This is a genomic window from Nonomuraea sp. H19 (genome assembly GCF_052068215.1).
Taxonomy (GTDB): domain Bacteria; phylum Actinomycetota; class Actinomycetes; order Streptosporangiales; family Streptosporangiaceae; genus Nonomuraea.
Window position 1 is genome coordinate 448,379 of sequence record NZ_JBQHCV010000005.1, and the last position, 23,818, is coordinate 472,196.

Consider the following 23,818-nt stretch of genomic DNA (forward strand, 5'->3'; position numbering starts at 1 on the left):
TGAGGGGGTTCGGGGGTCACCCGTGAACCCATATTGCCACATGGTGAGATGGTCTTCGGTGTCGGCGCCGACGCCGTTCCGTTGACGCATCGTTAAACGGTGGATGACGGACCGCATCAAAACCCCATTTAAACTGCACGAATAGCAAGTTTCGTGGCATTTCACTCTCTAGGAGGCCGTACATGGCCCTCAGCCCCAAGGGCCGCCGTGGCTACGCCGCCGGCGTGCTCGCCTTGACCGCTGCTCTCACGCTGACCGCATGCGGCAGCAGCGACACCGGCTCGAGCTCCGGCACCACCAGTGCGAGCGCCTCCGCTGCCGGCGGTGTCAAGCTGGTCCAGCCCGGCAAGCTCACGGTCTGCACGAACATCCCCTACGAGCCGTTCCAGTTCAAGGACGCGAGCGGCAAGATCGTCGGCTTCGACGTGGACATCGTCGACCTCGCCGCGAAGAAGCTGGGCGTGACCCAGAACATCGTGGACATCGACTTCGCGGTGATCAAGAGCGGCGCGGCGATGGCCGCGGGCAAGTGCGACGTGGCCGCCGCCGGCATGACGATCACCCCGGACCGGCAGAAGAACATCGACTTCTCCGAGCCGTACTTCGACGCCACTCAGGCACTGTTGGCCAAGAAGGGCACCGGCGCGACGTCGCTGGCCGACGTCAAGGCGAAGGGCCTCAAGCTGGGCGCCCAGGCCAGCACCACCGGCCTCGACTACGTCAAGAAGGAGGGCTTCGACCCCACCGAGTACGCCGACTCCGCCAAGGAACTGCTGGCTCTGCAGTCCGGGCAGGCCGACGTGATCATCCAGGACCTTCCCGTGGTGCTCACCTGGCTGAAGAAGCCGGACATCGCCGCGAAGTTCGAGCTGATCGGCAGCCTGGACACCGGCGAGCAGTACGGCATCGGCCTGAAGAAGGGCGCCGACCCGGTCCTCCTCAAGACGATCAACGAGGAGATCACCAAGGCCAAGCAGGACGGCACCTACGAGAAGATCTACATGAAGTGGTTCGGCAAGAAGCCCGGCGAGCTGGGCTGATCCATGGCCGACCTGCCGAAGACGGCTGAGCCTGCCCGCGCCAGGCTGAGCCCGCGGAAGAGGCAGCAGATCAGCCGGGGCATCCAGTACGTCATCCTGGCCGCCGCGCTCGTCGCGGTCGTGCTGTATGCCGACTGGGGCAGCCTGGCACAGAACTTCGCCAAGATCGACGTGGCGAAGGAGGCGCTGCCGGAGCTGTTCACCGTCGCACTGCGGAACACGATCATCTACACGGTCGGCGGCTTCGTCTTCTCGTTCCTGCTGGGACTGCTGCTCGCGCTCATGCGGATCTCACAGGTGCGGCCGTATCGGTGGATCTCGACGATCTACATCGAGATCTTCCGCGGGCTGCCCGCGCTGCTGATCTTCCTGATGATCACGTTCCTGCCGCTGGCGCTGCCGGGGTTCCAGGTGCCCTTCGGCACATACGGCCAGGGCATCCTCGGACTCGGACTGGTCGGTGCGGCGTACCAGGCGGAGGTCTTCCGCGCGGGCCTGCAGGCCGTGCCCAAGGGCCAGACGGAGGCCGCCAGGTCGCTGGGCATGTCCGCCATGCGGGCGCAGGTCACCGTGGTGATCCCGCAGGCCATCCGCATGGTCATCCCGCCGACGACCAACCAGTTCGTGGCCCTGCTCAAGGACTCCTCGCTGGTGCTGTTCCTCGGCGTGTCGGGCGAGTACGTCGAGCTGGCCAAGTTCGGCAACGACCTGGCCTCCCAGTACGCCAACGCCACGCCCATCATGGTCGCGGGCGTGACGTACCTGATCGTCACGATCCCGCTGGGATACCTCGCGTCCCGGCTGGAGGGACGTAAGGGGAGGAACCGATGACGCACGCCATCGAGATCGCGGACCTGCACAAGTATTTCGGCAAGAACGAGGTGCTCAAGGGCATCGACATGACCGTCGAGCCCGGCCAGGTGGTCTGCGTCATCGGCCCCTCGGGGTCGGGCAAGTCGACGCTGCTGCGCTGCGTCAACCTGCTGGAGCAGCCCACCAAGGGCAAGGTGTTCGTGGAGGGCGTCGAGGTCACCGACCCCGACGCGGACATCGACGCCGTACGCCGCCGCATCGGCATGGTCTTCCAGCAGTTCAACCTGTTCCCGCACATGACTGCGCTGCAGAACGTGATGATCGCCCAGCAGCGGGTGCTGAAGCGGGGCAGGAAGGAAGCCGAGGTCGTCGCCAGGGAGAACCTCGACAAGGTCGGCGTCGGCGACAAATGCGACTCCTACCCGGCGCAACTGTCGGGCGGGCAGCAGCAGCGGGTGGCGATCGCCAGGGCGCTGGCGATGAGCCCGGACCTGATGCTGTTCGACGAGCCCACGTCGGCGCTCGACCCGGAGCTGGTCGGGGACGTGCTCACCGTCATGCGCAAGCTGGCGGAGGAGGGCATGACCATGCTCGTGGTCACGCACGAGATGGGATTCGCGCGCGAGGTGGCCGACCGGGTGGTGTTCATGGACGGCGGCGTGATCGTCGAGGACGGCGTGCCGGCCCAGGTCATCGGCGACCCCCAGCACGAGCGCACCCGCGCGTTCCTGCACCGGGTCCTGCACCCGGAGGGGTAGCCGCCGCGGCCGGTTCCGACGGCGACGGCACGAGCCCGGGAAGCGGGGTGCTCCGGCGCCCCGGAAGAGTGGCCGAGGGAAGGCGGGGTGCTCAGGCGCCCCGCCTCTCGTGTAATACTCCGGCATGGACCTGACCTCTTACGCCGAGTGGGCGGTCCGCCTTGTCAACGATCCCGACCCGCCGCCCGAGCTCAGGCCGCTGCGGGACGAGCTGGCCGCCGTCTTCGACGCGGCCGACGCCGAGCGGGCCGTGGTGGAGCAGCTCAACGCCCTGCTCGTGCGCTATCCCGTACGCCCCCAGCTCACCGACCACGACGGCCGGCGCTGGCACCTGCACCTGGCCGAGAACTCCGCCGCCAGCGCCGTGATGGGCCTGGCCGCGGTCGTGGCGGAGCTGGGCGTGGACCGGCTGGGCCGGTGCCGGGAGGCGCGCTGCCGGCGGGCGTTCCTCGACACCTCGTCCAACCGCTCCCGCCGCTACTGCTCGGCCCGCTGCGCCAGCCGCGCCAACGTGGCCGCCTTCCGTGCCCGTCAGCGGGATTCCTAGCGGCGCCGCCGTACGAGCGGCCAGTAGCGCAGCACCACCCGGCCCACGATGTCGTGCACCGGGCCGAAGTCCCAGCTGTCGCGCCGCCCGCTGGCCCGCTGGTTGTCGCTCTCCAGCCACCACCCGTCCTTGCCGCGCCACTGGGCCCGTTTCACGATCAGCTGATCAGGATCATCGGGGAGCCGGGCCACGACGAGGTCGCCCGGATGGACGGTGGCGTTCCGGCGTACCAGAAGCCAGTCTCCGGGAACCAGCGAGGGGCGCATGGAATCGCCCTCGACACGCACTCTCATCGGCTGTGACCCCCCACTCCGCAGGCGTCGGGACCCGAGTAAGGTCAGTTGTGGACCAAGCTGATTCAGCATCCAGGAAGGACTTTCTGATGCTCGCACGACTGCTACGACCCAAGCATGTCGCTTCCGCACACTGCGACCTGCCCTGTGGGGTCTACGACCCCGCTCAGGCCCGCATCGAGGCCGAGTCGGTCAAGGCGATCATGGAGAAGTACGGGGCCAACGAGGACCCGGTCTTCCGCGCCCGCGCGCTGACCATTAAGGAGGAGCGCGCCGAGCTCGTCAAGCACCACCTGTGGGTGCTGTGGACCGACTACTTCAAGCCCCCGCACCTTGAGCAGTACCCTCAGCTCCACCAGCTCTTCTGGGACGCCACAAAGCTCGCGGGCGCCGCCGGCGCCAAGGGCACGGTCGACGTCGCCAAGGCCGAGGACCTGCTGGGCAAGATCGACGAAATCTCCAAGATCTTCTGGGAGACCAAGGCCGCGTAAAACGGCACATAAGGCTCTGTGCGGTCCATGGCCGCACAGAGCCTTTTCCGTTGATGGCGAGTCTGAATCGTCCAAGCACCTCTCAGGGGCGGTAAGTTGCAGTTGGCGTCGGATACGGTGGGTCGCGTCCAGCGAACCACCGCACGTAGCGGCCCCGCACACCGCGGAGTTCGCACGTACGGTGGATATCGTCCAGCGGCCCGTCATGTAGAGCGCTCTGCACGCACGCGAGGAGGAACGTGACCGAGGAAACCGACACGCGCACGGAAGGCGTGGCCGGCATCCGCGACGTGGTGAGCATCAGGCTCCCCGCCGCGAGCGCCTACCTGTCTGTGCTGCGTACGGCCACCGCCGGCCTGGCGGCGCGGCTGGACTTCACGCTGGACGAGATCGAGGATCTGCGGATCGCGGTCGACGAGGCGTGCGCCATGCTGCTGAGCGAGGCGGTGCCGGGCACCGACCTGACCGCCGAGTTCGAACTGACCGGGCACGAGATGCAGGTCAGGGTCGAGGTGGCGACGGTCGGCAGCTCCGCGCCCAAGCGCGACGACTTCGCCTGGATGGTGCTGACCGCTCTGGCGGATGACGTCGACGCGGTGACCGACTCCCCCGATCGCATGGCGATCGTCCTGCGTAAGCGCCGAGGCGCGGCGAGGCCGGCGTGACGGAAAGGACTGGAGCCATGGCCACCAGCGAACACGCCGTGCCCGACAGGGTCCGTGCCCGCATGCTCTTCGCCGAGCTGGCCGAGCTGGGCCCCGAGGAGCCGCGCCGCCAGCGCATCAGGGACGAGCTGGTCGAGCTTCACCTTCCCCTGGTCGAATATCTGGCTCGCCGCTTTCGCAACCGGGGCGAGTGGCTCGACGACCTCACTCAGGTCGCCACGATCGGTCTGATCAAGTCCATCGACCGTTTCGACCTCAACCGCGGCGTGGAGTTCTCCACCTACGCCACGCCCACCATCGTCGGTGAGATCAAGCGGCACTTCCGCGACAAGGGCTGGGCCGTCCGCGTGCCGCGGCGGCTGCAGGAGCTCAAGCTCTCGCTGACCAAGGCCATAAGCGATCTGTCACAGCGGGAGGGGCGCGCCCCGACCGTGGCCGAGCTGGCCTCCTACCTGAAGATGACCGAGGAGGAGGTGCTCGAGGGCCTGGAGTCGGCCAACGCCTACTCCACCGTGTCGCTCGACGCGCCCGACTCCGGTGACGACGACGCCCCTGCGGTGTCCGACTCGCTCGGCATCGTGGACGAGTCGCTCGAGGGCGTCGAATATCGCGAGTCGCTCAAGCCGCTGCTGGAGCGGCTGCCGCCGCGCGAGAAGCGCATCCTGCTGCTGCGGTTCTTCGGCAACATGACCCAGTCGCAGATCGCCACCGAGCTGGGCATCTCGCAGATGCACGTGTCCCGGTTGCTCGCCCGCACCCTGGCCCAGCTGCGCGAGGGCCTGACGGCCGAGGACTAGCGCCGGGGGCTTGACGGCCGAGGGCGTCGGGGGCCTGATGCCGGAGGACTAGCCGTCGCCGTAGAGCGCGTGGGTGGTGGGCGGCGCCAGCAGCGTCGCGAGCCCGGCCAGGGCGACCACGATCAGCGGGATCCCGAGCTGCAGCTGGTCCGACTGGATGAGCGTGACAGCGATGGGGACCATGAAGATCTGGGTCAGCACGCCGGGCGACCGCCCCCACCGCTCCATCTTGAACAGCCCGCCCCAGGCCACCCAGAGCAGCCCGGCGCCGATCAGCGCGCCGAACGCCGCCTCGGCGATGGCGGTGGTCATGTCCTCGGGCGCCCCGGTCAGGGTCTCGACCGCGACGAAGACGCCGAGCCCGAGCGCCACCAGGCCCTCCAGGGCGACGACCACGGCGGCGATGAGGAGGGTGAGCGGACGACGGTTCACGTCCCGTACCTTACCTCGGCAAAAGGGGACGTCCGGCCGATAAGGCGGCCCCGCGATCACGGGCTACGCTGGCGATATGCGCACGATGCTGCTGGTGAACCCCAAGGCGACGACCACGAACGCCCGTACGCGTGATGTGCTGATGCGCGCCCTCGGCGCGGCCGTGGACCTCTCCGTGGAGGAGACCCGCTACCGGGGGCACGCCGCCGCGCTGGCCGCCACCGCGCGCGCGAAGGGGTACGACGTGGTGGCGGTGCTCGGCGGCGACGGGACGATCAACGAGACCGTCAACGGCCTGCTGAACCCGGTGAACGGCGGCGACACCCCGCTGGGCGACGATCCCAGCGCCGGGCGTCCCGCGCTCATCGTCATCCCCGGCGGCAGCGCCAACGTCTTCGCCCGCGCCCTCGGCCTGCCGAACGATCCGGTGGAGTCCACCGGGGCGGTGCTGGAGGCGCTCAGGGACGGCCGGCGCAGGACCGTGGGCCTGGGGCAGGCCCTCTGGGAGGGCCAGAGCCGTTACTTCACGTTCTGCTCGGGGATGGGGTACGACGCCGAGGTTGTAAGAGCCGTGGAGGGCCTGCGCGGCACCGGCAGGAAGGCTACCCCTGCACGGTATGTGAACACCGCTCTACGGCACTATCTGGCCACGGACAAGCGGCATCCCCCGATGACGCTGACCGGCCCGGGGATCCCCACGGCCAGGGGTGTGTTCATGGCGATCATTTCCAACACCTCACCGTGGACATACGTGGGCGCCAGACCGGTGACACCGACCCCCTGGGCCAGTTTCGAGACCGGGCTGGACCTGCTGGGGCTGCGGCGCATGGGGCCGATCACGCTGGCGCCGGTGCTCCGGCACATTCTGACGGAGAGTGACGCCCTTCCGGCCGGTCGGCACCTCGTGCAGCTCCACGACGAGCCGGAGTTCACACTGACCGCCGAGCGCCCGGTGGCCTTCCAGCTGGACGGCGACTACCTGGGAGAACGCGAAACCGTGACATTTCGGTCTACACCGAACGCGTTACAAGTACTGGTCTAGCTGGTTACATTCGGTCATTATGTGACGCATCCGACATCCATAACAGCCAAAACTTCGCGCCAACCCCCTTGCGTGCACTCTCCGTGGCTGACAGGCTCAACTACGTCGGAACGTAGGACCTTTAACAACCCCAGCAGGTCCTCCGGCCCGTCAAGCGGACAACCCCGGTCCCCAACGGGATCCGGGCACCTGTTCGCGCACGTTAGTGAAACTCTTCACAAAGTAGTAGCCGCACGGAGCCGACCAAAGGCTCCATCTACTAAGGAGTGGACGCATGGACTGGCGCCACCGAGCTGCCTGCCGTGACGTGGACCCCGAGCTGTTCTTCCCGATCGGCAACACCGGCCCCGCCCTCATGCAGATCGAGGAGGCCAAGCAGGTCTGCCGGTCCTGCTCGGCCGTTGACGCGTGCCTGAAGTGGGCGCTGGAGTCCGGACAGGACGCCGGCGTCTGGGGCGGCCTGAGCGAGGACGAGCGCCGCGCCCTCAAGCGTCGCAGCGCCCGCGCCCGCGCCCGCGCGACCGCCTGACTCCTCTGCCCACGTAGCGGGAAGCTCTGCTCACGTAGCGGGAAGCGGGATCGACAGGACCACTTCCGTGCCGCCCCCCATACGCGGCTGGATCGAAAGCCTGCCTGACAGCTCCCCTTCCACCAGCGTACGGACGATCTGCAGCCCCAGGCTGGTCGAGGTGTCGAGGTCGAACTCCCCTGGCAGGCCCCTCCCGTCATCCCACACGGTGACGTTGAGCCGGTCGAGGGTGGGCTCCACCACGACCTCCAGCCGCTTGGGACGCCCATGCTGCAACGCGTTCTGCAACAGCTCGGTCAGCGCCATGGCCAGCGGTGTGGCGATGAGCGAAGGCAGCACGCCGAACCCGCCCACCCGCCGCGGCGTGACAGCCACCTCCGCCGCCGACACCTCCCCCGCCATCGCGATCACCCGATCGGCGATCTCGTCGAAGTTGACGAACTCCTCCGGCGCGTGAGACAGCGTCTCGTGCACGATCGCGATCGACCCGACCCGGCGTACCGCCTCCTCCAGCGCCTCTCGCCCCTCCGGGACCTGCAGGCGCCGCGCCTGGAGCCGGAGCAGGGCTGCCACGGTCTGCAGGTTGTTCTTCACCCGGTGGTGGATCTCGCGGATCGTGGCGTCCTTGGTCATCAGCTCACGCTCGCGCCGGCGCAGCTCGGTCACGTCCCTGATGAGCACCAGCGCGCCGATCCGTCCCCCGCCGACGATCAACGGGATGGCCCTGAGCTGCACGATCGTGCCGCCGGACTCGACCTCGGTCTCCTTGGCCGCGCGCCCGCTGGCCACGATCATGAGGTCTTCGTTGATGGGCTCGTCGGAGTAGCACAGCGTCGCGGTGACCCGGCCCAGCTCGGCGCCGACCAGGTCGGCGTGCAGGCCGAGGCGGCGGTAGGCGGACAGGGCGTTCGGGGAGGCGTACGTCACGCGGCCGGCGCGGTCGAGCCTGAGCAGCCCGTCGCCGACGCGCGGCGAGCGGACCAGGATCGGCTCCTCGCCGGAGAACGGGAAGCGCCCCTCGGCCACCATCTGCGCCAGGTCGGAGGCGCTCTGCAGGTAGGTCAGCTCCAGGCGGGAGGGCGTACGGGCCGAGGAGAGGTTGGTGGAGCGCTGGATCACCGCCAGGAAGCGGCCCTCGCCGCCCTCGACCGCGCGCCGGACCGGGATCGTCTCCTCCCTGACCGGAACCCCCGTGGACCAGTCAGGGTCGCCTTCGCGGCAGATGCGGCGCTCGCTCCAGGCGGTGTCGATCAGGCCGCGCTCGCCCTTGGCCACGACGCTGCCGACGATGTCGTCGTGGTAGACGGTGGGCCCGGTCGTGGGGCGCATCTGGGCGATCGCGATCCAGCCGTTCTCCCCCAGCAGCGGCGCCCACAGGATGAGGTCGGCGAAGGACAGGTCGGCCAGCAACTGCCAGTCGGAGACCAGCGAGTGCAGCCAATCGAGGTCCGCCTCGTCGAGAGCGGTGTGGCGGGCGACGAGGTCACTGAGAGTCGGCACAGGTGCATCATGCGTGCTTTCCCCGGCAACATCCAAACCGACCCCCGGGAGTGTGCAGGTTGATACGCGGGCAGTACTCCGCTGAGGGCCGCCGCACGCCCGCTCACTCGCGCAGTGAACACGGATACGGCATCGTTCCCCCAACTGGTCTTCTTCCTCAATCTCATATTGTGAGAACAGTCACATCGCCCCGGCATTCGAGCGGGGCCGTGCGGGGCAAGCCGGAGGTGATCTCCACGGGAACGTGGTTCCGCCGCGACACAGGTCGCGTGGGTACGGGGACCGCTACCTGCGACGCGGCCGCTATGTCGGCCTCGGTTGCGATCGCGCGCGCCGCTGTGGATATCCTTCACCATCAGCCTGAGCAGCCGGGATACGCGCGTGCCAGGCGCCGTACGCGCTCGGCGCCGGTCGGCCGCAGATGCCCGCGGTTGACCGCCCGGGCCAATGTGAGTTCCGATGATCTCGCGGTGATCAGACACGCCCTCACCGCCGTGGCAGAAGTGAAGGTGAGCGCGTGACAGACGACAGCCCCCGCGTACCGAAGTACTACGACGTCAAACGCAGCCTGCTCGAGCTCACCAAGAGCCTGCTCCCTGGCACGGCGCTGCCACCGGAGCGCACGCTGGCCGTGCGGTTCGAGACCTCGCGCACCACGGTCCGGCAGGCGCTCACCGAGCTGGTGGTCGAGGGGCGGCTGCTGCGCATCCAGGGCAAGGGCACGTTCGTGGCGCAGCCGAAGGTCGCGCAGGTGCTGCAGCTGACCTCGTACATCGGCGACCTGCGCACCGCCGGCCTCGAGCCGGACACCAAGATCCTGGAGATCGGCTACATCACCGCGGACGAGGCGCTGGCCCGCCGCCTGGCCATCAACCCGGGCGGGCGCGTGCTGCGCATCCACCGGCTCAGGCTGGCCAACGGCGAGCCGGTCTCGATCGACACCACGCACCTGTCGGCGCGCCGCTTCCCACGGCTGCGGCGCGAGCTGGAGGCGCACTCCTCGCTGTACGAGACGCTGCACAACGCCTACAACGTGCGGCTCACGGACGCCGAGGAGATCATCGAGACCGTGCTGGCCACCCCGTACGACGCCAAGGCCCTCGGCGTCGACGTCGGCCTCCCGATGCTTCTTCTGACGCGCCACGCCTTCGACGCCGACGGCAACCCCGTCGAGTGGGCGCAGTCCCTTTATCGCGGCGACCGGTACAAGTTCGTCACCCGGCTTCGGCGTCCATAAGATCCTTTTTGTTTTTACGGCGATGCCGAGTCGGCCGGACTCGCCGACGCGGGCTTGCGACATTCAAGCGCCGGTCGTGAACGCTTACGGGGTTCTCGCCGTTACGAGCGCTCTGTGGGCCGGGTTCTTCGGGAACATGCAGGCCGGTTACCACCGTCCGACGGATGAAACCACAATCGGCTGCGGTTCAGCGCCGCATGCGATGATCCGCCGGCGGAGGCAGGCGGCTCGATCTTCGCGACACCGATCCCCGCAACCGCGTACAGGAAGCGTCTTATGGCGACGCAGGGAGGCTGCTGACCGGCATGGCGCTCACCATCCCGCCGCTGGCCTTGTGAGTCGTCGCCGGCTTCATCAGCGGGCGTTGCGCAGGCGCAGGAGATGCCCGGTGATGTGGTCGCGGGCCGCGGTGACAGCGCGAACTGCGTGATCGTCGATGCCTTGCGGCGGGCGGGTGCCCTTGAAGAGCAGGGTGGCGTAGCCGTGCGTGGTGGACAGGTGCACGTAGACGAAATCGGCGGTGTCGGCCCAGGGGGTGTCGGCGGGCAGCACGTCCGAGGCCAGGCGCATGAGGGCGGCCGTGAGGTGGCGGCTCTGCTCCTGGACGGTCGGGCGGTGGGGCTCGGCGAAGTCATAGGAGTAGACGAGGTCGAGGCCGGCGCGGTGCTCCAGGACGAAGCGGGTGTAGGCGCCCGCGGTGGCAGCGAGCCGGTCCACGGGATCGGGCCCCGCTCGCTCGGCCGCCTCGACGAGAACGTCGGTGATGTCGCTGATGATGGCGGCCGCGCAGGCGGCGAGCAGTGCCTCCCGATCGGGGAAGTGACGGTACGGCGCGGCCGATGACACGCCGACGCGGGCGGCGACCTTCGCCACGGAGAAACCGGCGACGCCCGATTCGGCCAGGAGCGCGAGACCCTCGCGGATCAGCTCGGAGCGCAGGTCGCCGTGGTGGTAGCCGCGTTTCGGCGACGTGGGTCTGCTCACGGCGAACGATTCTCCCTCCCTTCCCAATGTTAGAGTACTCTTACTTAATGTTAGAGCATTCTTACATCTGCGGGAATGAGGACGCGTCATGGAGCAACGGACCCTTGGACGGCAGGGGCTTGCGGCGTCGGCGCTGGGATACGGCGCGATGGGCATCTCCCTGGCCTATGGGCCGTCGGATGAGAACGAGGGGATCGCGACGATCCGCCGGGCCCACGAGCTGGGCGTGACGTTCTTCGACACGGCCGAGCTGTACGGGCAGGGCGAGAACGAGCGGATCGTCGGCGCCGCGCTCGCCCCGTTGCGCGACGAGGTCGTCATCGCGACCAAGTTCGGCTTCGACTTCACCGGCACCAGAGAGGGCGGTGTCGACAGCCGTCCCGAGCACATCCGCGAGGTCGTCGACAACAGCCTGCGTCACCTCGGCGTCGACGTCATCGACGTGCTCTACCAGCACCGCGTCGACCCCAACGTGCCGATCGAGGACGTGGCCGGGACGGTCAAGGAGTTCATCGACGCCGGCAAGGTCCGCTACTTCGGGCTGAGCGAGGCGGGGGCGAACACCATCCGTCGCGCGCACGCCGTACAGCCCGTCTCGGTCCTGCAGACCGAATACTCCCTGTTCGAGCGGGACGCCGAGATCCTCTTCCCCGTCCTGCGCGAGCTCGGGATCGGGTTCGTCGCCTACTCGCCGCTCGGCCGGGGTTTCCTCACCGGGCAGGCCAAGCCCGGCGCCGAGTACGACCCCACCGACATGCGCACCTGGGACGCCCGCTTCCAGCCCGGCAACTACGAGAAGAATCTGGAGGCCACCCAGCGGCTCGCCGAGTTGGCCGCGACCAAGGACGCCACCGTCGCCCAGCTCGCCCTGGCCTGGCTCCTGGCCCAAGGCGACGACATCGTCCCCATCCCCGGCACCCGCAGCATCCAGCGGCTGGAGGAGAACGTGGCCGCCGCCGACCTCACCCTCGACGACACCGACCTCAAGCGCATCGCCGAGATCCTCCCGACCGGCGGCTTCGGCGCCCGCTACCCCGAGGGCATGCTCCCCGCTTGGGACTGACCCCGCTGACCGGGCACGGCCTTCTCTGAAGCAGCGGGCAGGTCACTGCCGTCCGCAGCCGCGCCCGTGCCACCCAGCACGGCGAGGCCCGATAAGGACACCAGGTAGAACGGGCACCACGTCTAGGCTGGTCACGTGAGTGTTCTGGTCGTCACAGGGACGGACGCGGCGGTCGGCAAGACCATGGTGACGGCGGCCGTGGCCGCCTTGGCGCTCGGCAGGGGTTCGAGCGTGGCGGTGGTGAAGCCGGCGCAGACCGGGCTGCCGCCGGGAGTGGCCGGTGATCTGGATGAGGTGATCCGGCTGTCGGGGGTGATGACCACCTTCGAGCTCGGACGGTTCCACGAACCGCTCTCCCCCGCGGCCGCGGCGAGGGCGGCGGGGCTGCCGCCGGTGTCGCTGGCGGATGCCGCTCGCCTGGTGCGTGAGCTGGCCGAGAGCAACCGGCTGGTGATCGTGGAGGGGACCGGCGGGCTGCTGGTGCGCTTCGATGAGGACGGCGGCACGATCGCCGATCTGGCCCGGTCGGTCAACGCTCAGGTGCTGGTCGTGGTGCGGGCCCAGGGCGGGACGCTCAACCACACCGCTCTCACCCTCGAAGCCATGGCCCATCGGGGGCTGGATCTGGCCGGGGTGGTGATCGGGGCGTGGCCGCACGAGCCGGGGCCGGCCGAGCGGAGCAACGTGGCCGATCTGGAGATGCTGGCCGCCCGGCCGCTGGCCGGCGCCCTGCCCGAGGGGGCGGGCGGTCTCGGCAGGGAGGAGTTCGCGCAGGCGGCACGCAGGGGGTTGGGTGCCATGCTGGGCGGCACGTTCGATCCCTTGGTGTTCCGCCAGCAGGTTCTCTGACTGAGCGGCCGGCACGTTCTCCAACGGCCGGCACCGGCTGGCAGGCTGCTTCCGGGAGGTCGCAGATCTTGACGGTCATCTGCTCCGCCTGGGAGATCAGGCCGCAACCCCCGTCTGGAACATCAGGAACCTCCCCGTTCGTCTGATCGAATCGTGAGACGGCGGGAGAGGCGGTTTTGCTCGAGGGTGGGGCTGCGGCGTTCCTGATCGCTAGACTCCGAGTCTTCGTCGACGACGGGAGCGCCCCCTTGAGGCTGACGATCAGGTGCCTTGGCCCTTGGGAGGTCGAGGCCGACGGTGTCTCGGTCAATATCGCCGGACGGCGGCGGATCGGGGTACTGGCCCGGCTCGCCCTGAGCGCAGGGCAGGCCGTGCCCACCGACCGGCTTCTCGCCGACGTGTGGACACGCAGTTCCGCCGCGACCGCGGCCAAGCAGCTGCACATCGTGGTGTCGAAGCTCCGGGAGACGCTCGCCTCCCACGGCGGTGCGGAGGTCATCGAGACCGTGCCCGGCGGTTACCGGCTCGCCATCGAGCGTGACCACGTGGACGCCCACGCCTTCACCCGCCTGTCCGGGAGGGCACGCGCCGCCCGCGCCGAGGGTGCCATGGCGACCGCTGACGCGCTGTTCCGCCAGGCGCTCGCGCTGTGGCGGGGGCCGGCGCTGGCCGAGGTGGACGCGCCCTGGGCCAATATCGAGGCCAACCGGTTGGAGGAGGAGCAGCTGGCCGTGCTGGAGGACCATGCCGAACTGCGCCTGTCCGCCGGTGGCCATCGCGCCGTGGCCGCCGACCTCGCCGCGCACGTCAGAGCACACCCGCTGCGGGAACGGCCCGCCGCCCAGCTCATGCTCGCCCTGTACCGCGACGCGCGGGTGCCCGAGGCGCTCGAGGTCTACCAGCGCCTGCGCCGGGTCATGGTCGAGGAACTGGGCATCGAGCCCGGCTCTGAACTGCGCCGCCTCCACCAGGCCGTCCTCGTCAAGGATCCCGTGCTCGACCTGGCACCGGCGCGGCAGAGCACGCCGGCCGGACACGTCGCGCCGGCCGAGCTCCCCGCCGATACCCGGGCGTTCACGGCGCGGGCGGCCGAGGTCGAGCGGCTGCGTGCCGATCTGGTGAGCGGTGCCGCGGTCACCGTGATCGACGGGCCGGGCGGAGTCGGCAAGTCCGCGCTGGCCGTCCATGTCGCCCATGCCGTCGCCGGGCGCTTCGGCGACGGCGTCATCTACGTCAACCTGTACGGTTCCACCGCCGGGATCGCCCCGCTGGCTCCCCTCGAAGCGCTTCGCCACCTGCTGCGCTCCCTGGGGCTGGACGGCGCCGCCGTACCCGCCGACCCCGGGGAGGCTGCCGCGCGCTACCGTTCGCTCACCGCCACGGGTGACCTGCTGGTGATCCTCGACAACGCCCGCGACGTGCGCCAGGTCCGCCCGCTCATCCCCGCCGGGCGGGGCTGCCGCGTGTTGATCACCAGCCGCGACCCGCTCGCCACCTTGGACAACGCCCAGCACCTGCACCTCGGCAGGCTCGACGACACCGGCGCGGCCACGCTGCTCACTCGGATGGTCGGATCCGATCGCGTGGACGCCGAGCCGCGGGCGGCGGCGGAAATCGTACGGCTCTGCGGCGGTTTCCCGCTCGCCCTGCGCATCGCCGGAGCCCGCCTGGCAGTCCGCCCCGACTGGTCGCTCTCTGATCTCGCGGTACGGCTGGCCGACGCCACCCGGCGGCTTGACCTGCTGGAGTACGCCGACCTGGCCGTACGCGCGAGCATCGCGGTCAGCCACCAGCAATTGCGCGAAGAACCAGGCGGACGGGACGCGGCGCAGTTGCTCGCCCTGCTCGGGCTGCCGGACCTGGCCACGCACACTCCGGCCACCACGGCCGCGCTGGCCGGGTGGACCGAGCACCGTGCCGAGACCGCGCTGGAGGATCTGATGGACGCCCGCCTGCTCGAACCTGCCGGGCCGGGCCGCTATCAGTTCCACGACCTCGTCGGCCTGTACGCGCGGGAGCAGGACGTCCCCGCCGAGGAGCGGGCGAGCGCGGTCGGCCGCGTGCTGCACCACTATCTGGCCACGTCGCAACGAGCCTCCGGGCTGCTGAACCGCGGCATGGAGGCCGACCTGTTCCCCGCCGAGCAGCCCGGGGAGGAGCTCGCAACCCTGGAGGCCGCCAACGACTGGGTCGACCGCGAGCGGGACAACCTGCTGGCCGCAGTACGGCAAGCGGCGCGCGAAGCCGATCGCTCGGTCACGGGACTCGCCACTTCGGTCCAGTGGTTGTTCGAGCCTCGAGGCTGGTTCTCCGAGCTCGTCGAGGTGGTCGAGGAGGCGGTGCGGCGCGCCAGGGCAGAGGAGGACTGGGAGGCCCAGGCGACCTTGCTCCGCGGGCTCGGCTCCGTCCACCAGCAGCTCGGGCGCTTCGAGGAGTCCGTGTCCCACCTGGAGGAGACCCTGGTCTGCTGGGACAGGGCCGGGCAGGCGCACCGGAAGGCGGGCACGCTCAACGACCTGGGCATCACCTACACGATGATGGGGCGCCACGACGACGCACTCGCCGCTCTGGAGAGCGCCCTCGCCCTCATCGAACAGTCGGGACGCAGGGACCACGAGGCATTCGTTCGTAACAACAGGGTTCACGTCTACTACCGCCAGGGGAGACACGAGGAGGCCGTGGACGAGGCACGGCACGCTCTGGCGATGGCGGAGGACCTGGACGACACCGGCAGTCTCGGCACCGCCCTCGACACTCTCGCAGACTCCTACCGGGCGCGCGGCCTGCTGCACGAGGCCGTCGAGGAGTACCAGCAAGCGATCAAACTCCAGCGCGAGGCCGGATTCGCCATGGGCACCGCCGTGTCCCAGTGGTGGCTCGGCCACACCCTGCACGACCTGGGGCGGCATGAGGAGGCCCGGGAGTCCTGGCGGGAGTCCCTGGAACTCCTGCGCGAAGCCCGCCTGCTCGCCCCCGTGGAGGTGGCGGACTACCTCGCGCAGCCGGTCCCGGACACGCCGGAACCGATCAGGAACCAGCTGTGACTATCCGAACAGCTTGACCGCGGCGTAGAACTCGTACGCCACGGTCTTGCAGGCGATCTTCTTGGCACCGGAGAAACTTCTGTCACACGTTCTTTTCATGTCCCCGTGGAATGCCGAATCCACGCCCTTCTTGAACGTCTTCCAGCTGCTCGTACTCGAGAGTTTCTTGACGTTTCGGTAACCGAAGTCGTGCCGGGTGCAGGGAATCAGGAAGACGAGCTTCCAGGAGTCGGCGTTCTTTATGTCCTCCGGCACCGAGCAGCCGTTGGAACTCCAGTCGAACTCGTAGGCCTTGACGGCCTCGGTGTTCCGGTTCACGCGGGCTTTCACCCACCTGTCGAAGCTGGTCTGGGAATCCTGCGTGAGCTGCAGCGCCATCGCGAGCCGCGCCGCCTTGCTCTTGTCCAGTGCCGTGGCCTGCGCCGGAGTGGCCAGCGCGGCGCTCGCGGCCAGGGCTGCGACGGTAATGGCCAGCGTCTTTCTCATGGTGACTCTTTTCTGTGCCGGGAGGAATGCAGAAAAGAGTTGCAGCGCCACCGGCCGTATTGCAACAGAACATAGCGCAATGGGCGACGGAACATACCCCGGATATACCGGCTCACGGAAGTCAGGCGGGATTGTGGAAGCCGTAGGCGTCCCGGGTGACGGTCTTGACCACGCGATCGGTGCCCTCCGGCCCCGCGCTGGGATTCCCGGTCTGGATGAACGCGAGGATCTCCCGCCACAGGTCTCCACGGTGGAGGCCGGGCGTTCGAGTGGGGCAGGCCGGAGGCGGCGCACCGGTGTTGGTCGATGGTAGGGCTAACCCCACCATCGGTCCGCACACCAGACCCATTTCACGTACTCCTCCCCGCCAATACCGTTGAGCCATGAAAGTCCCCCGTCCGTGGTCGGCACGGGCCTGGCTCGACACGGCGCACGTGATGATCGGCCTGCCGGTCGCCGTGGTGCTCGGCAACCTGACGCTCGTCCTCGTCGTGGCCCCTCCCCTGCTGCGACGCGGCGTGCCGTGGTTCACCCGGGTGCAGCGCTCCAGGTTCGAGGCGTTCCTCGGCGCGCACATCCCGCCCGTGCGCACGCCGAGCAACTGGCGCAGTCCGGCCACGTGGCGGCAGATCGGCTACCACCTGCTGTCCCCGTTGGTGGGGGCGGCCGGCGCCTTCCTGGTGGCGGTGGCGTGGGGCGGGGCCGTGGTGGGGCTGCTGGCGTTCCTGCCGCCGAAGTTGCAGCGGCCGCCGTTGGAGTTCGTGTTCGATCTCAGGAACGGGAAGGTCGTGGCCGCCTTCATGGCGATCGGGTTCGCGCTGCTGGTCCTCGCGCCGATCCTGGCGCGCGGAATGGCGGCGCTGGACCTGTCGGTGGCCCGTACGCTGCTCGGGCCCAGCAGGTCCGAGCTCGGGCAGCGGATCGAGACGCTGACCGAGAGCCGGGCGGGCGTGATCGACGCGGCCGACGCCGAGCGCCGCAGGATCGAGCGGGACCTCCACGACGGCGCCCAGCAGCGGCTCGTCTCGCTCGCCATGAACCTGGGCCTGGCCAGGGCCACCCTGACCGACCTGCCCGAGCCGGCCAAGGAGGCCATCGCGCAGGCCCACGAGGAGGCCAAGCAGGCGCTCAAGGAGCTTCGCGACTTCGTCCGCGGCCTGCATCCGGCCGTGCTCAACGACGAGGGCCTGGACGCGGCGCTGTCCGGCGTCGCCGCCCGTGCTCCCTTCCCCGTCAAGCTACGCGTCGACATCGAGCGGCGTACCAGTCCGACCATCGAGGCGGTGGCCTTCTTCATCGTGTCCGAAGCATTGACCAACATCGCCAAGCACGCCGCGGCCACCAAGGCCGAGATCACCGTGCGGCGCGAGCGTGACCGGCTGCACCTGCTCGTGTACGACAACGGCTGCGGCGGCGCCCAGATGGACGGCGGCACCGGGCTGCGCGGTCTGTCCCAGCGGATCGACTCCGTCGACGGGAAGCTCCGGCTGTCCAGCCCGCTCGGCGGTCCCACCACGATCGAGGTGGATCTCCCGTGCGAGTAGTGCTGGCCGAGGACTCCGTGCTGCTGCGCGAGGGGCTGATCCGGCTGCTCGACGCCTCCGGCATCCAGGTGGTGGCGGCCGTGGACGAGGCGGAGGGGCTGCTGCGGGCGGCTGACGAGCACCGGCCCGAGCTGGTGATCACCGACGTCCGGATGCCGCCCACGCACACCGACGAGGGTCTGCGCGCCGCGCTCGTGCTGCGCCGCCAGCAGCCGGACCTGCCGGTGCTGGTGCTCTCTCAGTACGTCGAGGAGCGCTACGCAGCCCAGCTGCTGGCCTCGGCCGCGCACGGCGGCGTCGGATACCTGCTGAAGGACCGGGTGGCGGACGTGGCCGAGTTCGTCGACGCGCTCCGAAGGGTGGCCTCCGGCGGCACCGCGCTCGACCCGGAGGTCGTGGCCCAGCTCCTGCTGCGCGGCAACAGCGACCCGCTCGAACGGCTGACGCCCAGGGAGCACGAGGTGCTCCAGCTGATGGCCGAGGGCCGCTCCAACGCGGGCATCGGCCAGGCACTGGTGCTCAGCGAAGGGGCGGTGGGCAAGCACATCGGCAACATCTTCACCAAGCTCGATCTGCCCCCGGCTGAAGGCGATCACCGCCGTGTGCTCGCCGTGCTGCAGTTTCTCAAGATCAGGAGCCTGTCATGAGGGCGGCGTGGCTGGCGGCCGGCGCCGTGGTGACCGTGATCGCGTTGCTGGTGTCCACGGTCGTGCTCTGGCGCGAGTTCGCCAGGGCCAGGACGCCGATGGACATCACGCAGAGGTCGATCGCGTTCGAGAAGAGCAAGGTCGCGATCAAGGCGGTCTCGGGCGAGGTGAGCGTGGTCATCATGTCGGGAGAGGCGGGCGAACTGCTGATCCACAGAACGCTGCGGTGGTCCGAGAACCGGCCGAAGATCGCCGAGGACTGGGACGCGGCCACCTCTACCCTGCGGCTGGAGGCGGACTGCCCCGGCGCCGACCAGCTGGACGGCCCCATCTGCCGGGCCGACTACATGGTCTTCGTACCACCCGAGATCGACATCGTGGCCGGGACGACCGCGGGCGAGCTGATCGTGAACGACGTCTTCGGCAGCGTGCGCCTCACCTCCGTCTCCGGCAACGTCAGAGTTCACGACGTCTCCGGTTCCGTCTGGGCCAGGACGGGCACCGGCGACGTCGAGGCGGAGCGGGTCGACGCCGATGAGGCCGACGTGGAGGTCGGCTCCGGCGATGTGCGGCTGTCGTTCGTCAACCCGCCGATGTCCGTCAGAGCGGTCGTGAGGACCACGGGGGTCGTCCACGTGAGGGTGCCCAGAGGCTTCTACGACGTGATGGTGGAGGCCGCCGACACCACCCTCGACATCAAAGAGGACGACCAGTCCCCACGGAAGATCATCCTCAAGGCGCCAGGAGGGTCCGCGTCGCTCTGCTGCCGCTGAGGGACACACACCTTGGCGCCCGCCGTAAAGTCTGTTTACCGGGGTGACTGGTTGGTAAGTTCCCGGCATGGAGTCTGCGAAGCACGCCGGTGACGCCGCCGTCGCCGTGTCCAAGGCCTATGGCGTCGAGACCATGTTCACCCTTTCCGGAGGTCACGTCTTCCCGCTCTACGACGGTGCGGTGCACGAGGACATGCGCATCCTCGACGTACGCCACGAGCAGAGCGCGGTCTTCGCCGCCGAGGCGACGGCCCGGCTGACCAGGAATCCCGGGCTGGCCGTGCTGACCGCCGGGCCGGGCATCACCAACGGCGTCAGCGGCATCGCGACGGCCCACTTCAACGGCTCGCCGGTGGTCGTCATGGGCGGGCGGGCGCCCCAGTCGCGGTGGGGCAGCGGCGCGCTGCAGGAGATGGACCACCCGCCGCTGCTCGCTCCGATCACCAAGCTGTCGTTCACCGCGGCCGGCGCCGATTCGGTCGGCCAGGACGTCGAGTCCGCCTTCCGCACCGCCATCGCGCCCCACCGCGGCCCGGTCTTCCTCGACTTCTACATGGACCACCTGTTCTCCCCGTCACCGGTGCACGACGTGCGGACGCAGACCCCTTCGCCGCTGGAGCCCGACCCGGACGACCTGGCCGCCATCGCCAGGTTGCTGGCCGAGGCGGAGCGGCCGGTGCTGGTGTACGGGTCCGACGTGTGGATGGATCGGGCCGAGGAGGCCGCCCGCGACTTCGCGGAGACGTGGCGGCTGCCGGTCATCCCCAACGGCCAGGGGCGCGGCATCCTGCCCGCCGGCCACGAGCTGCTCGTCACGCGCGCCCGCGGGCTCGCCTTCGCCCAGGCCGACCTGGTGATCGTGGTCGGCACCCCGCTGGACTTCCGCCTGGGCTACGGCTGGTTCGGCGGCAAGGACGGCGCGCCGCTGGCCCGCGTCGTGCACATCTCCGACGCGCCGTCGCAGCTGGCCACGCACATGCAGCCGGCCGCGTCCGCCGCCGGGGATCTGTCGGTGGTGTTCTGGAGCCTGGGCACGGCCTGCGGCGACGCGGGGGTGAAGCCGGACGCGTACGCGTCGTGGGTGTCGAAGCTGTCGGAGGCGGCCGCCGCGGCCATCGCGGGTGACGCCGAGCTGCTGGCCGCCGACTCCGACCCGATCCACCCCATGCGCGTGTACGGGGAGCTGGGCAAGGTTTTGGACGACGACGCCGTGGTGATCGGCGACGGCGGCGACTTCGTCTCCTACGCGGGCAAATACGTCGAGCCGAAGCAGCCGGGCAACTGGCTCGACCCGGGCCCGTACGGCTGCCTCGGCACCGGCCTCGGCTACTCCATCGCCGCCCGCCTGGCCCGGCCCTCCTCCCAGGTGGTGCTCCTGCTCGGCGACGGCGCGGCCGGTTTCTCGCTGATGGACGTCGACACCCTCGTACGCCACCGGCTGCCGGTCGTCATGATCTGCGGCAACAACGGCATCTGGGGCCTGGAGAAGCACCCCATGCAACTCCTGTACGGCTACGACGTGGCGGCCGAGCTGCAGCCGCAGTGCCGCTACGACCAGGTCGTGACCGCGCTGGGCGGCGGCGGCGAGCTGGTCACCAAGCCGTCGGAGATCGGTCCCGCGCTGCGCAGGGCGTTCGACTCCGGCATCCCCTACATGGTGAACATCGCCACCGACCCGCAGATCGCCTACCCCCGCAACACGACGGGGGTGTGAGCTACTGCTTGGGCGAGACGGTCGAGCTGGGACTCGGCGAGGCATCCGGGCAGACGCCATCGACGACGACCAGCTTGACCGGCTTGTCCACCTCCAGCACCACCCCGCCGGCGGGCACGGTCTCGCTGATCTTGCCGCAGCGCGTGCCGTTGGTGGTGGCGGTCTGGTCGACCACGCGCACGACGAAGCCGGCCACCTGGACCCGCTCCTGGGCGTCCAGGAACGGCATGCCGACGACCTTGGGCACCTCCGCCTTCTTGACAGTCGACGTGGGCTTGCTCGTCGGCGTCTTGGACGGTGTCGGGGAGGGCGACTTCGACACGGTCGGGGTCGGAGTCGAAGTCGGGGTCGGTGCCTCGGTCTCCCTGGGCTGATGCTGCGTGACCGTGGGCTTGGGGTCGGGCGTCGCCTGCTTCGTAGGAATCCTGGTCTTTTTGGGCTTGGGCGAGGTCTTGGTCGGGACAGGGAGCGAGGTGTTCGTCGGCGTCGGCTCGCCGGTGGTCATGCCTGTCAGCGCGATCGCCGTAGCCCCCGCGCCGAGCACCACCGCCGCCGCGATGCCCGCGATCAGCCCCGTCCTGCGCGGCGCCTTGGCAGCGCGGCGCCCGCCGCGCCGTGGCGCGGCCACGGTCGTCTGCTCCGGGGCCATCCGGGCGCCGGTGTGGTAGGGCTCCGCGTCGTACTGCTGGTGCGCCGCCGTCGGGTACGACTCCGCGGGCGTCGCCATCGTGACGCCGGTGGCCAGCGGAGGAGGCTGTTCCACGGCCGGCGTCTGCCCGCTGGCGATCGCCCGCGCCGCGTCGCTCATGGCCTTGGCCGTCGGGTAACGCCGGGCCGGGTCCTTCGACAGGGCGATCTCGACCAGCGTCCGCACCGCGGGCGGGATCTCGGCGGGCAGGGGCGGCGGCGCCTCGCGGATGTGCTTGAGCGCGATCGTGACCGCGCTGTCACCGTCGAACGGCCGCTGCCCCACGAGGCACTCGTACGCGACCACGCCGAGCGCGTAGATGTCCACAGCGGGCGTGACCGGAGCGCCCTCGGCCTGCTCGGGAGCGCAGTAGGCGGCCGTGCCCAGCACCATGCCGGCGTCGGTGAGCCGGTTGGCCAGGTCGGAGCGGGCGATGCCGAAGTCGGTGAGCACCAGCGTGCCGTCGCGCTGCACGAGCAGGTTGCCCGGCTTGACGTCGCGGTGCACGATGCCCTGATCGTGCACGGCCTGCAACGCCGACGCGGCCTGCGCGATCAGCTCCATGGCGGCCTGCGGCGGGATCCTGCCCAGCCGGGCCAGCAACCGGTCGAGCGGCTCGCCGTCGACGAACTTCATCACCAAGTAGACGGTGTCGCCGCTGACGCCGTAGTCGTAGACGTCGACCACGCCGGAATGATTGATCGTGGCCATCGCCCGCGCCTCCCCCTGGAAGCGAGCGACGAACCCGGGGTCCTCCATGCGGCCCGGAAGCAGCACCTTGACGGCGACGGTGCGAGCGAGCACGATGTCCTCGCCTCGCCACACCTCGCCCATGCCACCGGCGCCGATGCGGGTATCGAGCCGATACCGCCCCGCCAGTGTCGTTCCTTGGGCCACCATGATCCCCCCGCTACCCCCCTACCTCTGTAACCTCTTCCACCCCGCGGTTCTCCAACAAAGCGAAGTTTTGTCGCGGTGAGGTAACACAGTGGTCACGGAACTCAGAGAGTGTACGACTCACCTGACCCACATGCCACTCAAATGTCTAAAGCCGTACAAACCCTATCCTGCGGCCTTACTGCGGCACTTGTCCGCGTTTCCGGGAAGTCAAGGGGCTCCTAGTATGTCCGGCTCCGCCACCTGCGGCGTGCCGCTGAGCGCGGCCCCCATAAGCTGAGCTCATGACGCTCGTTCCGGGTCTCCGTTCTCAGGTGCACATCATGGTCGAGATGGAGGACACCGCGAAGAAGATAGGCAGCGGGGACGTGCCCGTGCTCGCCACACCCCGGCTGCTGGCGCTGGCCGAGGCCGCCACCGTACGCGCGGTCGAGCAGCATCTCGCACCCGGGGAGACGTCCGTCGGCACCAGGGTCGAGCTGGAGCACCTGGCCGCCAGCCCGCTGGGCGCACACGTGGAGATCGGCGTCGAGCTCACCGAGGTGGACGGCCGGCGGCTGGTCTTCGCCTTTGAGGCCCACGACAGGCACGCCGTCGTGGGCAGGGGAACGGTCGAACGCGTAGTGGTGGACCGGGCGAAGTTCCTGGCCGCGAGTGAGCGCCGTCGCCTGGAGGAGCGGAGCGACCAGAGCGAGGGAAGGCGGCGGCACATGGCGAACGAGCCGCCGCACGAAGTGCGGCCATGAACAGGCGCTACTCGATGACCGCGATCAGGTCGCCCTCCTGGATCACGTCGCCCTCGGCCACCTTGAGCTGGGCCACCACGCCGTCTTCCTCGGCGAGCACCGGGATCTCCATCTTCATGGACTCCAGGATGACCAGCGTGTCGCCTTCGGAGACGCGCTCGCCCTCGCTGACGAGGACCTTCCAGACGTTCGCCACCATCTCAGCGTGTACCTCAGCCACCGGGACTCCCTTCTTTCAG

General features: G+C 69.5%; 26 protein-coding genes. 18 read left to right on the forward strand and 8 right to left on the reverse strand.

Annotated features, from left to right (window positions below):
* Window positions 1-182 precede the first annotated feature (182 nt).
* The 4 genes from ACTMTI_RS13830 to ACTMTI_RS13845 all read left to right on the forward strand — a co-directional run bounded on the left by ACTMTI_RS13830 (window position 183) and on the right by ACTMTI_RS13845 (window position 3,158).
* The gene (locus ACTMTI_RS13830) at window positions 183-1,040 is read left to right on the forward strand and encodes an ABC transporter substrate-binding protein (protein WP_441120688.1); all 858 of its coding nucleotides are present in this window, start codon (window positions 183-185) and stop codon (window positions 1,038-1,040) included.
* Window positions 1,041-1,043: 3 nt separating this feature from the next.
* On the forward strand, window positions 1,044-1,871 hold the full coding sequence (locus tag ACTMTI_RS13835) for an amino acid ABC transporter permease (RefSeq protein ID WP_441120689.1): 828 nt from the start codon (window positions 1,044-1,046) through the stop codon (window positions 1,869-1,871).
* A complete protein-coding gene (locus ACTMTI_RS13840) occupies window positions 1,868-2,611 on the forward strand; it encodes an amino acid ABC transporter ATP-binding protein (RefSeq protein ID WP_441120690.1) in 744 nt (247 codons plus the stop codon). The genes ACTMTI_RS13835 and ACTMTI_RS13840 overlap by 4 nt, the downstream gene beginning before the upstream one ends.
* Window positions 2,612-2,735: 124 nt before the next feature.
* Window positions 2,736-3,158 (forward strand): CGNR zinc finger domain-containing protein, encoded by a 423-nt coding sequence (locus ACTMTI_RS13845; protein ID WP_441120691.1) that lies wholly within the window; start codon window positions 2,736-2,738, stop codon window positions 3,156-3,158.
* On the opposite strand, the gene ACTMTI_RS13850 is transcribed toward ACTMTI_RS13845, so the two are convergent.
* Entirely contained in the window at window positions 3,155-3,451 is a 297-nt protein-coding gene (locus ACTMTI_RS13850; RefSeq protein WP_441120692.1) for a S24 family peptidase, read from the reverse strand. The genes ACTMTI_RS13845 and ACTMTI_RS13850 overlap by 4 nt on opposite strands.
* A gap of 89 nt (window positions 3,452-3,540) precedes the next feature.
* Between ACTMTI_RS13850 and sodN the strand changes: the two genes are divergently transcribed.
* The 3 genes from sodN to ACTMTI_RS13865 all read left to right on the forward strand — a co-directional run bounded on the left by sodN (window position 3,541) and on the right by ACTMTI_RS13865 (window position 5,404).
* Window positions 3,541-3,942: a superoxide dismutase, Ni gene (sodN, locus tag ACTMTI_RS13855; protein ID WP_310708597.1), complete on the forward strand. Its 402-nt coding sequence runs from the start codon at window positions 3,541-3,543 to the stop codon at window positions 3,940-3,942.
* 239 nt (window positions 3,943-4,181) lie between these two features.
* The gene (locus tag ACTMTI_RS13860) at window positions 4,182-4,607 is read left to right on the forward strand and encodes an anti-sigma factor (protein ID WP_441120693.1); all 426 of its coding nucleotides are present in this window, start codon (window positions 4,182-4,184) and stop codon (window positions 4,605-4,607) included.
* A gap of 17 nt (window positions 4,608-4,624) precedes the next feature.
* On the forward strand, window positions 4,625-5,404 hold the full coding sequence (locus ACTMTI_RS13865; RefSeq protein ID WP_176573444.1) for an RNA polymerase sigma factor SigF: 780 nt from the start codon (window positions 4,625-4,627) through the stop codon (window positions 5,402-5,404).
* A gap of 48 nt (window positions 5,405-5,452) precedes the next feature.
* On the opposite strand, the gene ACTMTI_RS13870 is transcribed toward ACTMTI_RS13865, so the two are convergent.
* Window positions 5,453-5,836 carry a hypothetical protein gene (locus tag ACTMTI_RS13870; protein WP_441120694.1) on the reverse strand — a complete coding sequence of 128 codons (384 nt, stop codon included), beginning with the start codon at window positions 5,834-5,836 and terminating at the stop codon, window positions 5,453-5,455.
* Between the two features lie 76 nt (window positions 5,837-5,912).
* Here ACTMTI_RS13870 and ACTMTI_RS13875 point away from each other — a divergent pair, with 76 nt between their 5' ends.
* Window positions 5,913-6,878, forward strand: a complete 966-nt coding sequence (locus ACTMTI_RS13875; protein WP_441120695.1) for a diacylglycerol/lipid kinase family protein — start codon at window positions 5,913-5,915, stop codon at window positions 6,876-6,878.
* A gap of 274 nt (window positions 6,879-7,152) precedes the next feature.
* The gene (locus ACTMTI_RS13880) at window positions 7,153-7,407 is read left to right on the forward strand and encodes a WhiB family transcriptional regulator (protein ID WP_127936223.1); all 255 of its coding nucleotides are present in this window, start codon (window positions 7,153-7,155) and stop codon (window positions 7,405-7,407) included.
* Between the two features lie 30 nt (window positions 7,408-7,437).
* Here ACTMTI_RS13880 and ACTMTI_RS13885 read toward each other — a convergent pair whose 3' ends face one another.
* On the reverse strand, window positions 7,438-8,907 hold the full coding sequence (locus ACTMTI_RS13885; protein ID WP_441120696.1) for a histidine kinase N-terminal domain-containing protein: 1,470 nt from the start codon (window positions 8,905-8,907) through the stop codon (window positions 7,438-7,440).
* Window positions 8,908-9,424: 517 nt separating this feature from the next.
* On the opposite strand from ACTMTI_RS13885, the gene ACTMTI_RS13890 reads away from it, so the two are divergent.
* Window positions 9,425-10,144, forward strand: a complete 720-nt coding sequence (locus tag ACTMTI_RS13890; RefSeq protein ID WP_441120697.1) for a GntR family transcriptional regulator — start codon at window positions 9,425-9,427, stop codon at window positions 10,142-10,144.
* Between the two features lie 354 nt (window positions 10,145-10,498).
* On the opposite strand, the gene ACTMTI_RS13895 is transcribed toward ACTMTI_RS13890, so the two are convergent.
* Window positions 10,499-11,128 (reverse strand): TetR/AcrR family transcriptional regulator, encoded by a 630-nt coding sequence (locus ACTMTI_RS13895; protein ID WP_441120698.1) that lies wholly within the window; start codon window positions 11,126-11,128, stop codon window positions 10,499-10,501.
* 88 nt (window positions 11,129-11,216) lie between these two features.
* Between ACTMTI_RS13895 and ACTMTI_RS13900 the strand changes: the two genes are divergently transcribed.
* From ACTMTI_RS13900 to ACTMTI_RS13910, 3 genes are all read left to right on the forward strand, one after another.
* Window positions 11,217-12,191 (forward strand): aldo/keto reductase, encoded by a 975-nt coding sequence (locus ACTMTI_RS13900; RefSeq protein ID WP_441120699.1) that lies wholly within the window; start codon window positions 11,217-11,219, stop codon window positions 12,189-12,191.
* Window positions 12,192-12,326: 135 nt separating this feature from the next.
* Window positions 12,327-13,040, forward strand: coding sequence for a dethiobiotin synthase (gene bioD / locus ACTMTI_RS13905; protein ID WP_441120700.1), 714 nt, complete (start codon window positions 12,327-12,329; stop codon window positions 13,038-13,040).
* Window positions 13,041-13,288: 248 nt separating this feature from the next.
* Window positions 13,289-16,084 carry an AfsR/SARP family transcriptional regulator gene (locus ACTMTI_RS13910; protein ID WP_441120701.1) on the forward strand — a complete coding sequence of 932 codons (2,796 nt, stop codon included), beginning with the start codon at window positions 13,289-13,291 and terminating at the stop codon, window positions 16,082-16,084.
* Here ACTMTI_RS13910 and ACTMTI_RS13915 read toward each other — a convergent pair whose 3' ends face one another.
* The gene (locus tag ACTMTI_RS13915; RefSeq protein ID WP_441120702.1) at window positions 16,085-16,621 is read right to left on the reverse strand and encodes a phospholipase A2; all 537 of its coding nucleotides are present in this window, start codon (window positions 16,619-16,621) and stop codon (window positions 16,085-16,087) included.
* Between the two features lie 70 nt (window positions 16,622-16,691).
* Window positions 16,692-16,919 carry a hypothetical protein gene (locus ACTMTI_RS13920; RefSeq protein WP_441120703.1) on the reverse strand — a complete coding sequence of 76 codons (228 nt, stop codon included), beginning with the start codon at window positions 16,917-16,919 and terminating at the stop codon, window positions 16,692-16,694.
* 34 nt (window positions 16,920-16,953) lie between these two features.
* Here ACTMTI_RS13920 and ACTMTI_RS13925 point away from each other — a divergent pair, with 34 nt between their 5' ends.
* The 4 genes from ACTMTI_RS13925 to ACTMTI_RS13940 all read left to right on the forward strand — a co-directional run bounded on the left by ACTMTI_RS13925 (window position 16,954) and on the right by ACTMTI_RS13940 (window position 21,248).
* The gene (locus ACTMTI_RS13925; protein WP_441120704.1) at window positions 16,954-18,114 is read left to right on the forward strand and encodes a sensor histidine kinase; all 1,161 of its coding nucleotides are present in this window, start codon (window positions 16,954-16,956) and stop codon (window positions 18,112-18,114) included.
* The gene (locus ACTMTI_RS13930; RefSeq protein WP_441120705.1) at window positions 18,105-18,761 is read left to right on the forward strand and encodes a response regulator transcription factor; all 657 of its coding nucleotides are present in this window, start codon (window positions 18,105-18,107) and stop codon (window positions 18,759-18,761) included. The genes ACTMTI_RS13925 and ACTMTI_RS13930 overlap by 10 nt, the downstream gene beginning before the upstream one ends.
* Window positions 18,758-19,534 carry a DUF4097 family beta strand repeat-containing protein gene (locus tag ACTMTI_RS13935; protein ID WP_441120706.1) on the forward strand — a complete coding sequence of 259 codons (777 nt, stop codon included), beginning with the start codon at window positions 18,758-18,760 and terminating at the stop codon, window positions 19,532-19,534. The genes ACTMTI_RS13930 and ACTMTI_RS13935 overlap by 4 nt, the downstream gene beginning before the upstream one ends.
* A gap of 67 nt (window positions 19,535-19,601) precedes the next feature.
* Complete coding sequence (locus ACTMTI_RS13940) at window positions 19,602-21,248, forward strand: acetolactate synthase (protein ID WP_441120707.1); 1,647 nt, start codon at window positions 19,602-19,604, stop codon at window positions 21,246-21,248.
* 1 nt (window position 21,249) lies between these two features.
* Here the strand turns inward: ACTMTI_RS13940 and ACTMTI_RS13945 are convergent, their stop codons facing one another.
* A complete protein-coding gene (locus ACTMTI_RS13945; RefSeq protein WP_441120708.1) occupies window positions 21,250-22,836 on the reverse strand; it encodes a protein kinase domain-containing protein in 1,587 nt (528 codons plus the stop codon).
* Between the two features lie 281 nt (window positions 22,837-23,117).
* Between ACTMTI_RS13945 and ACTMTI_RS13950 the strand changes: the two genes are divergently transcribed.
* A complete protein-coding gene (locus ACTMTI_RS13950) occupies window positions 23,118-23,579 on the forward strand; it encodes a thioesterase family protein (protein ID WP_441120709.1) in 462 nt (153 codons plus the stop codon).
* Between the two features lie 7 nt (window positions 23,580-23,586).
* Here the strand turns inward: ACTMTI_RS13950 and ACTMTI_RS13955 are convergent, their stop codons facing one another.
* Window positions 23,587-23,799 (reverse strand): biotin/lipoyl-binding carrier protein, encoded by a 213-nt coding sequence (locus tag ACTMTI_RS13955; RefSeq protein WP_441120710.1) that lies wholly within the window; start codon window positions 23,797-23,799, stop codon window positions 23,587-23,589.
* Between the last annotated feature and the right edge of the window lie 19 nt (window positions 23,800-23,818).